The sequence below is a fragment of the Vreelandella sp. F11 genome (genome assembly GCF_042466685.1).
Lineage (GTDB): Bacteria > Pseudomonadota > Gammaproteobacteria > Pseudomonadales > Halomonadaceae > Vreelandella.
In genome coordinates this window covers 223,512-237,676 of record NZ_CP170448.1, presented here as the reverse complement: position 1 = coordinate 237,676, position 14,165 = coordinate 223,512, and the positions used below count along the sequence as shown (strand labels likewise).

Below are 14,165 nucleotides of genomic sequence, written 5' to 3'. Positions count from 1 at the left end.
ATGCTTATCGTAAGGAGTGTTGTATGTCGCTTGCCTATTTATCATCTCGGTCGTCGCGCTGGTTAGTGGGTGTTTCCGCTATTCTGGCGCTACCTGCTGCCATGGCTAATGAGCGCGTTCAGGTGGTGACCAGTTTCTCTATCCTCGCGGATATGGTGGAAAACGTAGGCGGCGAGCATGTCGAGGTGACCTCCCTGGTGGCTGCCGATGGCGATGCCCACGTTTACTCCCCCAGCCCCGGCGATGCCCGTTCCCTGGCCAATGCTGATTTAGTGGTTTTCAACGGCCTGCTGTTTGAAGGCTGGATGGAGCGCTTAATTAGCGCCAGCGACTACTCGGGCGCGTTGGTGACTGCGACCGACGGTATCGAGCCGCTGGCTTTCGCCGGACATGACGAGCATGGGCATGACGATCACGGCCATGGCCACGATGACCACGACGATCATGGTCATGACGAACACGGGCATGATGATCACGACTCTGGCCACGACGCGCATACAGACCATGATCATGGTGATGAAGATCCCCACGCCTGGCAGGATATGCACCAAGCCGAAGTGTATATCGCCAATATCCGCGATGGCTTGATCGCCGCCGATGCGGACAATGCTGAGGCGTACCGCGCCAATGCGGAGCAGTACTTACAGGAAATGGCCGAGGTAGACGCTGAGATTCGTGCGTTGATTGACGAAATTCCGGCCTCCACCAGCGTGATTACCGGCCACGACTCCTTTGGCTACTTCTCAAGTGCCTATGGGGTGACCTTCCTCTCGCCGGTAGGGCTTTCCACGGAAGCCGACCCCAGTGGCGCCAGCATGGCGGCGCTAGTGGATGTGATTGAGCAGGAGAACGTAAAGGCGCTGTTCCACGAGAACATGACCAACCAGTCGATCATCACCCAGCTAGCCGAAGAGACCGGCTTACCCATTGCCGGCACGCTTTACGCCGATGCGCTGGCAACTGAGGGAGACGCCAGTAGCTACCTGGGTATGATGCGCCACAATGCCCAGGTGCTGCACGACGCGCTAGCCCAGCCGGGTCATAACGATCATGGTCATTCTCACGACCACGACCACGACCACGACCACGACCACGACCACGACCACGACCACGACCACGACCACGACCACGACGATCATGGTCATAGCCACTAGCCATTAACGTCAATAGCGCGGTCAGGCATTGATGGCCGTGAGCAACCACTCCCGGAAGGACGCCATGGCGTGGGTTTCCGGGCGTGTTTGTAGGCGAGTCAGCCAGTAACCGCCCAGACTGACAGTGGTGTCGAAAGGCTGTACCAACGCACCACTGCTCAACTGCCGGGAGAACATCAATGGTGGCGCCAGGGCTACGCCGGCCCCTTGCAGGGCTGCTTCCACCATGGCAATGGAAGAGTCAAACACAATGCTATTGGTCATGGGAAAGCTGCGCGGTAGCCCCGCCGCCAGCAACCACTCTGTCCATTCGTCGGCGCGGTAAGAGCGCAGCCAAGTCTCGCCTAATACATCGGCGGGTGTGTTAAGCCGCGCGGCGATACCGGGTATGCACATTACCGAGAGCGACGCCGGTAGCAACGGTTGCGCTGCTGTACCGTGCCAAGCCCCGGTGCCAAAGCGGATCGCAAAATCCAGCCCTTCACCAGCAATATCCGCGCGGTTGTTATGGGTGGAGAGCCGTAAATCAACGTAAGGGTACTGGCGCTGAAAATCTCCCAGCCTCGGCAGCAGCCAACCCACGGCAAAGGTGCCCACCACCCCGACATGCAATACTTCCCGATAGCTACTCTCGCCCACCCGCTCCAGTGTGTGAGAGATCTGATCGAATGAGCTCTTCAGTACCGGCAGCAGCAGCTCCCCCTCCTGGGTAAGCATTAGCCCTCTAGGCAAACGCTTAAACAGCGGTACCTTCAGCGAGCTTTCAAGCAGCTTGACCTGGTGGCTAACCGCCGCCTGGGTCACGTGAAGCTCTTCTGCCGCACGGGTAAAGCTTAAATGCCTGGCAGAGGCCTCAAAAGCGCGCAGCGCCTTCAATGGCAAATAGGGACGCACCACTTGACCCCCAAATTTTTTTAATGGCTTATGCAAAATTTCACTGTTTGTGGATTGCCGCAGCGCCCCGTAAGTTAACCACTGTCATACGCTTTGCGGCTGGACATAACGCCCAGCATTTTCCCATCAATCATCACAACAGGATTTTGGTATGCGTAAGATGTTAGCAGCAAACTGCGGCCTTATCATGACAGGTTCGCTTCTATTCAATGGCTCTGTCTGGGCATCCGACACGCTTGAAAGCGCCGACATTGAAGCGCTGGTGAACGATACTATCGCGCCGTTGATGGCCGAGCACCGTATTCCAGGCATGGCGATTGCGCTGAGCATCAACGGCCAGCAGCACTATTTTAATTATGGGGAAGCCGATCAAGAAGCGGGTACTCCAGTCACGGAGGAGACGCTGTTCGAACTCGGCTCAATCAGTAAGCTCTTCACGGCGGCGTTAACAGGCTATGCCCAGTCCAGCGGCACGCTTTCGCTTTCCGACCCGGCCAGCCAGTATCTACCAGCCCTTGAAGGCAGCGCCTTCGATGAGATCACGCTGCTGGAACTGGGCACCTATACGGCAGGCGAGCTGCCGCTGCAGTTTCCCGATGCGGTACAAAGCGAAGCGCAGATGCTCGACTACTATCGCCAGTGGCAGCCTGAATCTCCCCCCGGCAGCCATCGCCTCTACTCCAACCCGAGCATAGGCCTGCTGGGCTATTTAACCGCCCAACGCCTTGGCAAACCGTTCGAGACGCTTATGGAAGAAGCGCTGTTCGCCCCGCTAGGGCTTGAGCATAGCTATTACCAGGTACCGGAATCGCAGCAGGCGCACTACGCCTACGGCTACTCAAAAGAGGATAAGCCCATTCGGGTCAACCCAGGCATGCTGGATGCTCAAGCCTACGGTTTGAAATCAACAGCCGCCGACGTGCTGACGTTCGTGGAAGCCAACATGAATAGCACAATAGACGAGCCACTAAGCCAAGCCTTGGCAACCACACGCACAGGCTACTTTGAGGTCGGTAATATGACTCAAGGGCTGGGCTGGGAAAGCTACGCCTACCCGGTAACGCTTGAACAGCTGCTGGAAGGCAACTCCCTTGAGATGATTTTAGAGCCCAACCCCGCCAACCGCTTAACCCCACCATTAGCCCCCAGGCAGGAAGCGCTCTACAACAAGACGGGTGCTACCAACGGCTTTGGCGGCTATGTAGCCTTTGTGCCCAGCGAGCAGATTGGCATTGTGCTGCTGGCCAACCGCAACTATCCCAACCAGGCGCGTATTGAGGCGGCCCACCATATTCTTTCCGAGCTGACTGGAGCGCCTTAAATAGGCCACCCGACAACCTAACGCCGCCTGCGGGCGGCTTTTTTATGGCCAGATAGCGAAGATCAAACAACCGAAAGTTGCATTTTTTGCTATCAATAAGGAGACTAGTCCCCCTCCTCCCCGTCACTTACCTTCACTGCGAAGAGCCATTCCCATGCGTCTAAACGCCGATTTTAGCCACTTTGCCTGTGTTACCCCGGAAGAGTACCAGTGGGTCGACTCCCCCAGCGCGGGGGTAGAGCGCATGATGTTTGACCGAATTGGTGACGAAGTTGCCCGCGCCACCAGCCTCGTTCGCTACGCCCCCAATACCCAGTTTGAGCGGCATACCCACGGTGGTGGCGAAGAAATTCTGGTACTAGAAGGTGTGTTCGCCGATGAGCATGGGCGCTACACAGCCGGCAGCTACTTACGCAACCCCATCGGCACCGGCCATACCCCGCAGATTGGCGAAGAGGGCGCGCTGATTTTTGTCAAACTGCACCAGTTCGATCCCAACGACACGCTCCAGCTGGCGGTGCCCGCACACCGGCTGCCCTGGCAGCCAGACCGGCGGCCGCGCATCGCCTACAAGATGCTGCATACCTACAAGCAGGAGCGCACCAGCCTGGAACGCTGGTCGGCGGGCACTTCCATTACCTACCCCACGCTGCTGGGCGGACTCGAGTTTTTGATTCTGGAAGGCACGCTAAGCGATAGCGAGCAGAGCTACACGGCGGGCACCTGGTGCCGCTACCCGAGTGGTGCAGCTCCGGCGCTAACGGCCGGTGAGGATGGGGTCATGATGTACCTCAAACGGGGGCACCTGCCGCCCGCTTAAGCTGATAGGTTCAGTGTCAGGCGCGGGACAAGCCTAAAAACGGCAGTAACGTCAGGGCGGCAATAAGCCCCACGGCTAGTAGCACTAGCACGACCTGCAACGGATGAGCGGCCAAGCGACGCCACAGAGTCTCGGCGTCACCCCGCTCAACCGCCGCCTGGTGCTCGCGTTGGGCGCGCTCAAGGCGTTCCGCCTGATAGGCCTCTAACGCCGCGATGGCAGCGTCGTGTTGATGCGGGTTGCGCAGCCAAATAGCATCGACCCCCAGGCGGAAAAAGCCCGCCTGGGTCTCATAGGTGTCAAAGCCATGGGCAGCGAGCAGGTCGCGCACTTCCATGGCTTCTTCGTCGGTCACATGGCGCAGCCGGAACAGTAGTTCAGCCATTGGCGTGCCTCAAGCGTCGCTTTTCCCTACCATCAGATCTGCCTGAATCACTTCGATCCAGTAGCCGTCCGGGTCTTTAACGAAGATAACATCTTTCATCTTGCCCTGATCGGCGCGTTTCACAAAGGTCACGTCGTGCTCGTCGAACCACGCCTGGGCCGCTGCCAAATCCGGCACGTTAAAGCAGATATGCCCGAAGCCCTGGGGCTCCGCGTTGCCATCGTGGTAGGCAAAATCTTCCTGGTCTTCAGTCCCCCAGTTGTGGGTCAGCTCCAGCAATCCTTTCTGGCTAAACGTCCAAGCGGTACGTGCTTGGGCCTCCTCCGGCACGCTGTCGTTGGGCTCCAGATTGGCAAGGAAATAGAGCGAGAACTGCATCTCTTCAAAATCCAGCCGCCGCATCACCTGCATGCCAAAGACGTTTGAATAGAACGTCAGCGCCTGCTCGGGGTCTTTCACCCGCAGCATGGTGTGATTTAAACGAAACCCTTGGGTCTGGGGTGGTGTGGCAACGACGCCTGGGTGCTGCTCGCCTTGAAAACTCATTTCGCTCTCCTGTCGCTAATGCTGATCATTGAATCCATTGAGCCTCACTTACCGCTTACCATGGGGGCTTTAAGGCCATAATACCAGCCCTTACAAGCATGTAGGATTCGCCAACGCAGTGTCACATTAAGCGCACTGGCAATACTAAACAAAAATCCTACACTTATTATTCATAAGCTCTACAAATAGCCGTTCCCGCCGCATGTGCGATGTCCAATTTGAGGCGTCCACCAGGAGTTTTCCATGAGCTCGATTGATATGACGCTGGGTAATCAACTAACGTTAAAACAGCTTTCCAATGCCCTTCACAACGGCTTTTCGCCGATTGTCGAAGTAGAATCCATGGATGGCATTTACAAAGTGCGTTTTCATCACGCCAACGGCGTGTCTGACCTTAGCGACAACAAAGGTCATGTCAGCACTTTTCTAGGCACCGGTGAGATTCGCGACACGCTCGGTCAACTGGGCTTGACCCACGGTGTGCTGACCTTCGCCGACCAGTGTGGTGACGAGATGATTGGGGTAGAAGGTAAAGCGATGACCCCTGATGAAATGCTTACCTACGGTACGCGTATTTCGTTTCGTTAGTCTGCATTGCTTGTACCCAGCTCTTTACAGGCTCGCCTCCGGCAAGGATAGTAGTTGTTCGACAGGGGCGCCCACCGTTACGAGTGGGCTGAGATGCACCCTTTGAACCTGAACCGGATAATACCGGCGTAGGGAGTCGTGGTGCCGTTGACCACCTCCCTGCCGGGAGGATGCTATGACCCTACGCCCGCTTGGCGATTACCTTGATGTGTTGCGTACCACAACTCCACTGGTTCACTGCATAACCAACTATGTGGCCATGAACAGCACAGCCAACCTGTTACTGGCCACTGGCGCATCTCCCGCCATGCTGCATGCGCATGAAGAAGTAGCGGAGTTCACGGCTATTTCCGCAGGGCTCTCGATTAACATAGGCACGATCTCTGCCCACTGGGCTGACGCTATGTTGACTGCCACCGCGACCGCCCATGAGCATGGCGTGCCCTGGGTACTAGACCCCGTCGCCGTTGGCGCCACCCGCTATCGCCAATCGCTGTGTGCGAAACTGCTGGCCAATAATCCCAGCGTGATTCGTGGCAATGCGTCTGAAGTTCTTACCCTTAACGGTTTAGCCAGCCAAGGGCGCGGCGTGGATTCTACCGCCACCACCGACCAAGCCGTAGATGCCGCGATAGCATTAGCGCAAAAAAACGGCTGTATTGTCGCGATGACTGGCGAAAGTGACTGGGTAACGGACGGCGCTCAACACTACCGTATTAACGGAGGCCACCCTTTGATGCCCCGTGTAACAACGCTTGGCTGTGGGCTGAGTGCGCTAGTGGCAGGATTTGTGGCTGCCAACCGCGACGCCCCACTGGGCGCAACGGCAGCCGCGCTGGGCTGCTTTGCCGTCGCTGGTGAACGTGCGGGCGGCAATGCCCAGGGGCCTGGTAGCTTTCAAGTGGCACTGCTGGATGCGCTTTATCAACTCACCCCTGACGACCTCACCACTCATGCCCAGCTGGAGGCAATTCATGCCGCTTGATCTATCGCTCTATTTGGTCACCGATGCCGCGCTCTGCCGAGACCAAGGCTTGGAACAAACGGTTGAGGCCGCGGTAAAAGGCGGTGTCACCATCGTCCAATTACGTGATAAGCATGCCAGCGATGAACAGATGACCGCCCAAGCCAAACGGTTAAAAACGCTTCTCGCAGGCACTGGTGTGCCGCTGATCATTAACGACCGCTTGCCGGTGGCACTAGAAAGCCAGGCAGATGGCCTGCATGTCGGCCAGAGCGACGCCGCCGTTCAGGAAGCGCGCCGTTTGTTAGGTGAGCAGGCGATTATTGGTCTGTCGATCAATACTATCGCCCAGCTGCAAGCCACTCCGTTTGAGCTGCTTGACTATGTGGGGATTGGCCCGGTGTTTGCCACCGAGAGCAAACAGGATCACGCCCAGCCCATCGGCTTTGGTGGCTTGGCTGCGCTGGTCAAAGCGTGCCCACTGCCCAGCGTGGCCATTGGCGGGCTAAAGGCTGAACATGCCATTAGCGTGCAGCGAGCGGGGGCGAACGGCTTAGCGGTGATCTCGGCCATTTGCGGTCAGCCCGACCCTTACCAGGCAGCGCGTGCTTTTCAGGTTTTCCAAGCTGTTTCGGCGTCATGAATCAGTTAGAGCATATCGTCGCTTTTGTGCGGGTAGCTGAACTGGGTAGCTACACCCGAGCCGCCGAGGCGCTGGATATTTCCCGCACGCGGGTATCCCGTCAGGTGATGGCACTGGAAGAGGCATTAGGTGCGCGACTGATACAGCGCACTACGCGACGGCTACATCTTACGGAAGCGGGGGAGCGCTATTTAGCCCGCGCCCAAGGCGTACTGCAAGCGCTCGATGAAGCCGCCGCCGAGGTGGGCCAAGGCACCAGCGATGTGCGCGGGCGGCTACGTGTGAATGGGCCAATGAGTTTTGGCACCCGCTACCTAGCGCCTCTCGTGGCTCAATTTATGCAGACCCATCCCGCGCTTGAAGTGCGATTGGATCTGAACGACCGCCGCGTTGATCTGCTGGAAGAGGGGTATGACGTCGCGATTCGTATCGGCAGCCTTCCAGACTCAAGCCTGGTGGCGCGCCGCCTGACCCGCTGCCGCCTGCTGTTTTGTGCCTCGCCGGAGTACCTTTCCACCCACGGAGAACCTCGCAGCGTTAAAGACCTTGCCGAGCACCGCTGCCTGCGCTATCGCAGCGGCCAGCACAGCGCTGACTGGCAGATTGCCACACAGTCGTTGACGGTCAGTGGCCCGCTGGAAAGCAATAATGGCGATGTCATCACCCACGCCGCGGAAGCTGGCCTGGGCATCGCTCAGCAGCCCAGCTTTCTGGTCACTGAGAGTATCGCTAGCGGGCGTTTAGTGCCCATTTTGACCCATGAGCCAGCGATGCGGCTCGATGTCCACGCGCTCTACCCCGCCCGACGCTACCTGCCCGCCAAGGTGGAACGCTTTATCGACCTGCTCACCGAGGCGTGGGGCGATCCGCCAGCTTGGGAGCAGAGCATTGGATTGTCGCCTATTACGCAACAGTGATGTGCTAAATAAGCTGATTATCTCGATCTGATCCAGCTGTAAAGTAGCGCCATCAACCACTCGATGGAAGCTACTACGATGACAACGCATACTCACTCCACCCCCTCTTTACAGCCCCATGCCATTTCGCTACTGCGTATTGCACTGGGTGTGATGGCCCTTGCCCACGGTTTACTCAAGGTGTTTGTGTTTACCCTGCCGGGCACCGTCGGTTATTTTGAATCACTGGGCTTACCCGGTTTTCTGGCTTACTTGACCATTGCTGCCGAAGTAGTCGGTGGAGCCGCCCTGATTCTGGGGGTTTATACCCGCTGGGTGAGTTTGGCACTGGTGCCGGTGCTGCTTGGCGCTGCCTGGGTGCATCTTGGCAACGGCTGGATGTTCTCCAATGCCGGCGGCGGTTGGGAATTCCCGGTGTTCTGGACAGTGGCGCTAATAGTTCAAGCGGGCCTGGGCAGCGGCCGCTGGGTGCTAAGCCCTCGCCTAGCCTAACACCTAACACCTAACACCTAACACCTAACACCTAACACCTAACACCTAACACCTAACACCTAACACCTAACACCTAACACCTAACACCTAACACATCCTATCGCCAGCGCTCGCCTCACCGCCAGCGTTGGCAATGCTGCTGAGGAGACTCACCCCATGTTACCTAGCCTGTTTATCTCCCATGGCTCGCCCATGCTGGCGCTCACTAAAACTCCTGCTCACGCCTTTCTACGCGAACTGGGCAGGCAGCTTTCGCCCAAAGCGGTGATCGTGGTCTCAGCACACTGGGAGAGCCTAACGCTCAAGGTCAGCACCAGCGCTAAGCCGGAGACCATCCACGACTTTGGCGGCTTCCCACAGGCGCTTTTCGAGTGCCAGTATCCTGTTCCTGGTGAACCGGAACTGGCTGAACGGTTGGCCATGTTACTGGGCGCCGAGCGAGTAGAGCGAGGCCTTGACCACGGCGCCTGGGTGCCCCTTTCGTTGATGTTTCCTGATGCCAATGTGCCCGTTGTTTCCCTGTCGCTACCGGTACGCTGGAGCAATCAGGATCTGGTCGCACTGGGCGAGCGCCTGTCGGCACTGCGGGGAGAAGGAGTATTAGTTATCGGCTCGGGCAGCTTGACCCATAACCTGCATGAACTCATGCCCCAGGCGAGCCCCATGCCCGCCTGGGTCGATGAGTTCGCCACTTGGGTAAGCGAACGCCTTATCGCCAATGATCGCGAGGCACTGCTTAGCTGGGAGCGCGCTCCCAACGCCCAGAAGAACCATCCAACCCCAGAGCATTTCCAGCCGCTGCTGGTGGCCATGGGGGCAGGAGGCGAAGCTAGTCAGCTGCACCACAGCGTGGAGCACGGGGTGCTTGCCATGGACGTTTATGCGTTTAGCTGATCGCTACCCCTAACGATTCAGGCTGTGCTGCTTTGGAAGGCGCGAGATCACGCATCAACAGCGCAAACTCAAGCTGTTCAGGGCTAATGCTGACCTTGGGGAGGGGGATTCGTACGCGATGCCCCGAGCCAGGGGCTGCACTCTGCGCTTCGCCTTGTAAGTTCTCGATATGTTCGAGCACGAAGCGGTGATTGCCACCTGGCAGCATAAGCTCCATGCCATCCCCCACTTCAAAGCGATTTTTCACCTCGACTTCCAAGGTGCCACGAGCCGGGTCAAACCCCAGTACTTCACCGACGAACTGTTGGTGAACGCCAATGGAGTGCCCCTGCTCATAGCGTTGGAACTCACCGTGGACATGGCGCTGATAGAAGCCTTCGGTGTAGCCTCTATTCGCCAAGTTTTCCAGCTCATCCATTAGCCGTTTATTAAAGGGTCGCCCAGCGACGGCGTCATCAATAGCTTGCCGATAGACTTGCGCTGTACGCGCGACGTAATAATGGGACTTGGTGCGCCCCTCGATCTTTAGCGATGCCACGCCCATTTGCGTCAACCGAGCGACATGCTGCACCGCGCGCAGATCCTTGGAGTTCATAATGTAGGTGCCGTGCTCATCTTCATAGACAGGCATCAGCTTGCCGGGGCGGGAAACGTCCTCAATCAGCGCCGAGAACTCGTCCTGGTTGTCGGCTGTTGCGGTGCCAACTCCCTGGACGGCGATCAAGTCGCCTTTATCATCTTGGCTTGCCGCTATGGTGTTGTATTTCCAGCGACACGCGTTGGTACAGGTGCCTTGGTTAGGGTCGCGATGATTGAAGTAGCCTGATAGCAGGCAGCGGCCGGAGTAGGCGATACAGAGCGCGCCGTGAACAAAGGTTTCGATCTCTAAGCCTGGGCACTTGTCACGTATTTCGCCGATCTCTTCCAGTGACAACTCACGAGATAGAATGATGCGGCTAATACCCTGCCGCTGCCAGAATTGGGCGGCAGCCCAGTTGACGACGTTCGATTGCACCGAGAGGTGGATGGGTTGATCGGGCCAGCGATCACGCACCATCATAATCAAACCGGGATCCGACATAATCAGCGCATCGGGCCCTGCCTCGATCACCGGCGCCATATCCTGTAGGTAGGTTTTCAGCTTGCTGTTATGAGGGGCAATGTTGGAAGCGACGTAAAACTGCTTGCCTCGGGCATGGGCGTACTCGATACCACGATGTAAGTTATCAATTTTAAAATCGTTGTTGCGCACCCGTAGAGAGTAGCGCGGCTGCCCCGCGTAAACCGCATCGGCCCCATAGGCAAAGGCGTAACGCATGTTCTTGAAGGTACCAGCAGGGGAAAGGAGTTCGGGAGCTTGCTTCAGTCGTTCGGGGGCTTGCATAGATGGTCACCGTGATCAGGACGATGGCTCGCAGCGAGCTGCGATGAAAGGCCTGGATTATAACCAGCCCAAACCCGCCGTTTTGGCAAGCCCACGGCTTGCGTGACCTGGATCAAAAAGTAACCTGTGTTTAAGCCGTTGGACGACGTTTCAGGCTCGTACGCCGGTCGTGATACGCCACCGCTAACCCGCTGCCCATTATCAAGGCGCTGCCTACCCAAACCCAGAGATCCGGCATTTCGCCCCAGAACCACCAACCCAACAGCACCGCCCAGAGCATGGCGGTGTAATCAAACGGCGCGGCGATGGCCGCAGGAGCAAAGCGAAAGGCAAGAGTGATAAAAGCGGTGGCCGCAACGCCCAATATGCCGGAAGCGAAAAAACCTACCCAGTGCCAGGGCTGAGGCGTTTGCCACACCCAGGGCAGCGTTAGTGCGGTAATTACCAATGGCACGAAAGTCATATAGAACAGCATCGCCCAGAGGTGTTCGCGGGCTCCGTAGCGGCGGGCGGTAATCATCATCAGCGCATAAAATAGCGCCGCGCCCACCAATACCAGCGCGCCCACCTGAAACGCCTCTCCGTTGGGCCGCACTACGATCAGTACCCCCGCAAACCCCACCAAGGATGCAATCAGCACCGGTGGATCAATGCGCTCACCCAACAATGGCACCGAAAGCAGGGTCACAAACAGCGGTGCCACAAAGGCAATCGCCGTGGCTTCTGCCAGGGGTAGCAGCGTTAGCCCCCATACGAAACAGACCATGGTGGCGGTATAGATCAGTCCGCGCAGTAAATGGATGCCCGGCCGTTTTGTGCGCAGCTTGCGTAACCCACCGGCAAAATGGGCAAGCAGTGCAATCAGCGGTAGCGATACCAAGGCACGGAAGAAAATAATCTGCAGCGGCGAGTGTACTTCCCCTAACCACTTGGAAACGGCGTCGCCTAGGGCGAGAAAAAGAACGCCCAAACACATGCAGAGTATGCCTTTCAGCGAGGTTGTCACCACGATCTCCCTATTCACTGGTCAATACAAAGTGCCAAAAAAGAAAAACCCCGCCAATTAGCCATTGGCGGGGTGATCGCAGCCCACCCGCTTATAGGCTGGCGTTAACGACCATACAGTCCATTCCCTGGGAGTGCAGCTCGCGGCAGGCTTGGCGAGCGCGCTGCTCGTCCAACGCCATTAGCCGGGCGCGATAAACCGGGTTTTGGCCCTCTACGGTGTCCACAGCAACGCGCCCGCCTAAACTCTGGGCGATGCGTTGAGCCGCTTGCTGGGCTAATTGCCGCGCTTGGGCTTCACGACTAAACGCGCCGACTTGCACACCCCAGCCGCCGCCCGCTTCATTATTGGCGGCAGCCATCTCACGTTCGCGCTCAATAAACGCTTGTAGAGGGTCAGGCTGCGGCTCTTCGCTGACGGCAGGGGGGCGCTGAATAGTGACTATATCGGCTAGCTGCTCGTCAAGGTCAACCACCGGTGTCGAGGGGGTGGCACTGGCCACTGGCGACAAGGTAGTGGTTTCGACCACCGCCAAGAGAGGTTGCTGTGGTGCAGGTTGTGGTGGTGCAACCGGCTGTGCAGGGGGCGCAAAGGCCATAAATTCGCGCGAGAAATCGGTGTCGCCCATCCAGTTTTGCTGGTCACGCAGCGATGCGCGCAGGAAGCTGCGGTCGAGTAGGTTGGCCATGTGGGTATCCCGAGACTGGGATGAAAAACCGCCCATCACAACACCGACTAATCGCCGGTTACCGCGCATTGCGGTGGTCGCCACGTTAAAGCCAGAGGCACGAATAAAACCGGTTTTTAGACCATCGGCGCCCGGGTAGTCACGCACTAAGCGATTGTGGCTGGTATGCCGGGTGCCGCGGTAGGTGAATTCTTGCAAGCCGAAGTAGTGGTAATACTGGGGGAAGTCCTGCATCACGCGTACCGAGAGCGTTAGCATGTCACGAGCCGTGGTGATTTGGCCATCATCAGGCAAACCGGAAGCATTGCGAAAGGTAGTGGCGTGCATGCCCAGCTCGCGCGCCTTGGTGGTCATCATTTGCGCAAAATGTGCTTCACTGCCGCCCAGGGCTTCGGCGACCACGGCGGCAACGTCATTAGCAGAGCGAACCGCGAGTGCGCGAATGGCAGTATCCACGGGAATCGAGCTGCCAGCAGCCAGCCACAGTTTAACAGCAGGCTTGGCGGCTGCATAAGCGGAGACAGGCAAGGGTTGATCCAGGCGCAACGTGCCCTCTTCTAATGCTTCAAAGGTGAGATAGAGCGTCATCATTTTGGTGAGGGACGCAGGGTAACGCTGATCGTCAATATTCTCGGCGTAAAGCACTTCGCCATTGTCCAGATCCACGACAATACCCGCGTAGCGCGGGTTGTCAGCATGCGCAGCGGTGACCATCACGAGTAGGAGCAGCATTAGCATACCCAGGAACCCTATCGTCGATGCTCCCCTTACAGCGCTCTTTATCCTCGCATGCATACCTGCCCCTTGCTTGTTATCAATGCGCTAGTTCTAACGACTGTTTAATCATCCTGCTACAGCTTTACTACCATGCCACACTTTAGGAACAACGCAAGGCTTTACCCGGCGGGATGACGCCGCTCACGAGGTTTAATAATAAGCCGAGTATAGGTGATTAATACGCCATTAAGCGTAGAAAAGAGAAGATAATTTAGCTTATAAAAAAACCGACCCTCTAGGGGTCGGTTTTCATTCGCTACCAAAGAGGCTCTGGCGCAGAGGATTACTCTTCTGCAGCGGCTTCTTCAACAACCGGACGGTCAACTAGCTCAACGAACGCCATAGGCGCGTTGTCGCCGGTGCGGAAACCGCACTTGAGAATACGGACGTAACCGCCCGGACGCTCGGCATAACGCGGACCTAGTTCGTTGAACAGTTTGCCGACGGCTTCTTTAGAGCGCGTGCGGGCAAACGCCAAACGACGGTTTGCAACGCTATCCTGCTTAGACAAGGTGATCAGCGGCTCGATAACGCGACGCAGCTCCTTGGCTTTCGGCAGGGTTGTCTTAATGACTTCATGTTCGACCAGCGAGACAGACATGTTCTTGAACATGGCCTGACGATGCGAGCTGGTGCGATTCAGATGACGACCACTCTTACGATGACGCATGGTTGTAATTCCTTACCAAACT

General features: G+C 57.4%; 16 protein-coding genes and 1 riboswitch. Of the genes, 9 read left to right on the top strand and 7 right to left on the bottom strand.

From position 1 onward, the window contains the following. The first annotated feature begins 23 nt into the window (after positions 1-23). Positions 24-1,154 carry a metal ABC transporter solute-binding protein, Zn/Mn family gene (locus tag ACFIOZ_RS01160; RefSeq protein ID WP_386081658.1) on the top strand — a complete coding sequence of 377 codons (1,131 nt, stop codon included), beginning with the start codon at positions 24-26 and terminating at the stop codon, positions 1,152-1,154. 21 nt (positions 1,155-1,175) lie between these two features. Here ACFIOZ_RS01160 and ACFIOZ_RS01155 read toward each other — a convergent pair whose 3' ends face one another. Next, a complete protein-coding gene (locus tag ACFIOZ_RS01155) occupies positions 1,176-2,051 on the bottom strand; it encodes a LysR family transcriptional regulator (protein ID WP_386081657.1) in 876 nt (291 codons plus the stop codon). 148 nt (positions 2,052-2,199) lie between these two features. On the opposite strand from ACFIOZ_RS01155, the gene ampC reads away from it, so the two are divergent. Continuing rightward, a complete protein-coding gene (ampC, locus tag ACFIOZ_RS01150; protein WP_386081655.1) occupies positions 2,200-3,369 on the top strand; it encodes a class C beta-lactamase in 1,170 nt (389 codons plus the stop codon). Between the two features lie 154 nt (positions 3,370-3,523). Next, positions 3,524-4,189, top strand: coding sequence for a cupin domain-containing protein (locus ACFIOZ_RS01145; protein ID WP_386081653.1), 666 nt, complete (start codon positions 3,524-3,526; stop codon positions 4,187-4,189). Positions 4,190-4,205: 16 nt separating this feature from the next. On the opposite strand, the gene ACFIOZ_RS01140 is transcribed toward ACFIOZ_RS01145, so the two are convergent. Then, on the bottom strand, positions 4,206-4,574 hold the full coding sequence (locus ACFIOZ_RS01140) for a DUF6164 family protein (RefSeq protein WP_227404105.1): 369 nt from the start codon (positions 4,572-4,574) through the stop codon (positions 4,206-4,208). A 9-nt stretch (positions 4,575-4,583) separates the two neighbouring features. Continuing rightward, the gene (gene gloA, locus ACFIOZ_RS01135) at positions 4,584-5,120 is read right to left on the bottom strand and encodes a lactoylglutathione lyase (RefSeq protein ID WP_386081651.1); all 537 of its coding nucleotides are present in this window, start codon (positions 5,118-5,120) and stop codon (positions 4,584-4,586) included. Positions 5,121-5,363: 243 nt separating this feature from the next. Here gloA and ACFIOZ_RS01130 point away from each other — a divergent pair, with 243 nt between their 5' ends. The 6 genes from ACFIOZ_RS01130 (at position 5,364) to ACFIOZ_RS01105 (ending at position 9,618) form a co-directional block, all read left to right on the top strand. After that, on the top strand, positions 5,364-5,708 hold the full coding sequence (locus tag ACFIOZ_RS01130) for a hypothetical protein (RefSeq protein WP_386081650.1): 345 nt from the start codon (positions 5,364-5,366) through the stop codon (positions 5,706-5,708). Between the two features lie 53 nt (positions 5,709-5,761). After that, a riboswitch (TPP riboswitch) is annotated at positions 5,762-5,860 on the top strand. A 23-nt stretch (positions 5,861-5,883) separates the two neighbouring features. Further along, entirely contained in the window at positions 5,884-6,693 is an 810-nt protein-coding gene (thiM, locus tag ACFIOZ_RS01125) for a hydroxyethylthiazole kinase (RefSeq protein WP_386081649.1), read from the top strand. Further along, the gene (gene thiE / locus ACFIOZ_RS01120) at positions 6,683-7,315 is read left to right on the top strand and encodes a thiamine phosphate synthase (RefSeq protein WP_386081647.1); all 633 of its coding nucleotides are present in this window, start codon (positions 6,683-6,685) and stop codon (positions 7,313-7,315) included. Before thiM ends, thiE begins: the two co-directional genes overlap by 11 nt. Continuing rightward, positions 7,312-8,232 (top strand): LysR family transcriptional regulator, encoded by a 921-nt coding sequence (locus tag ACFIOZ_RS01115; protein ID WP_386081645.1) that lies wholly within the window; start codon positions 7,312-7,314, stop codon positions 8,230-8,232. The genes thiE and ACFIOZ_RS01115 overlap by 4 nt, the downstream gene beginning before the upstream one ends. A 63-nt stretch (positions 8,233-8,295) precedes the next feature. Beyond that, positions 8,296-8,724 (top strand): DoxX family protein, encoded by a 429-nt coding sequence (locus ACFIOZ_RS01110; RefSeq protein ID WP_386081644.1) that lies wholly within the window; start codon positions 8,296-8,298, stop codon positions 8,722-8,724. Positions 8,725-8,880: 156 nt separating this feature from the next. Beyond that, on the top strand, positions 8,881-9,618 hold the full coding sequence (locus ACFIOZ_RS01105) for a DODA-type extradiol aromatic ring-opening family dioxygenase (protein WP_386081642.1): 738 nt from the start codon (positions 8,881-8,883) through the stop codon (positions 9,616-9,618). Here ACFIOZ_RS01105 and yegQ read toward each other — a convergent pair. The 4 genes from yegQ to rplQ all read right to left on the bottom strand — a co-directional run bounded on the left by yegQ (position 9,611) and on the right by rplQ (position 14,143). Continuing rightward, positions 9,611-11,002: a tRNA 5-hydroxyuridine modification protein YegQ gene (yegQ, locus tag ACFIOZ_RS01100; protein ID WP_386081640.1), complete on the bottom strand. Its 1,392-nt coding sequence runs from the start codon at positions 11,000-11,002 to the stop codon at positions 9,611-9,613. The two genes, ACFIOZ_RS01105 and yegQ, sit on opposite strands and share 8 nt — an antisense overlap. Positions 11,003-11,132: 130 nt before the next feature. Beyond that, positions 11,133-12,008 (bottom strand): DMT family transporter, encoded by an 876-nt coding sequence (locus tag ACFIOZ_RS01095; RefSeq protein ID WP_230805201.1) that lies wholly within the window; start codon positions 12,006-12,008, stop codon positions 11,133-11,135. Between the two features lie 91 nt (positions 12,009-12,099). Beyond that, a complete protein-coding gene (locus ACFIOZ_RS01090; protein WP_386081638.1) occupies positions 12,100-13,434 on the bottom strand; it encodes a D-alanyl-D-alanine carboxypeptidase in 1,335 nt (444 codons plus the stop codon). Between the two features lie 322 nt (positions 13,435-13,756). After that, positions 13,757-14,143 carry a 50S ribosomal protein L17 gene (rplQ, locus tag ACFIOZ_RS01085; RefSeq protein WP_008959150.1) on the bottom strand — a complete coding sequence of 129 codons (387 nt, stop codon included), beginning with the start codon at positions 14,141-14,143 and terminating at the stop codon, positions 13,757-13,759. Positions 14,144-14,165: the final 22 nt, after the last annotated feature.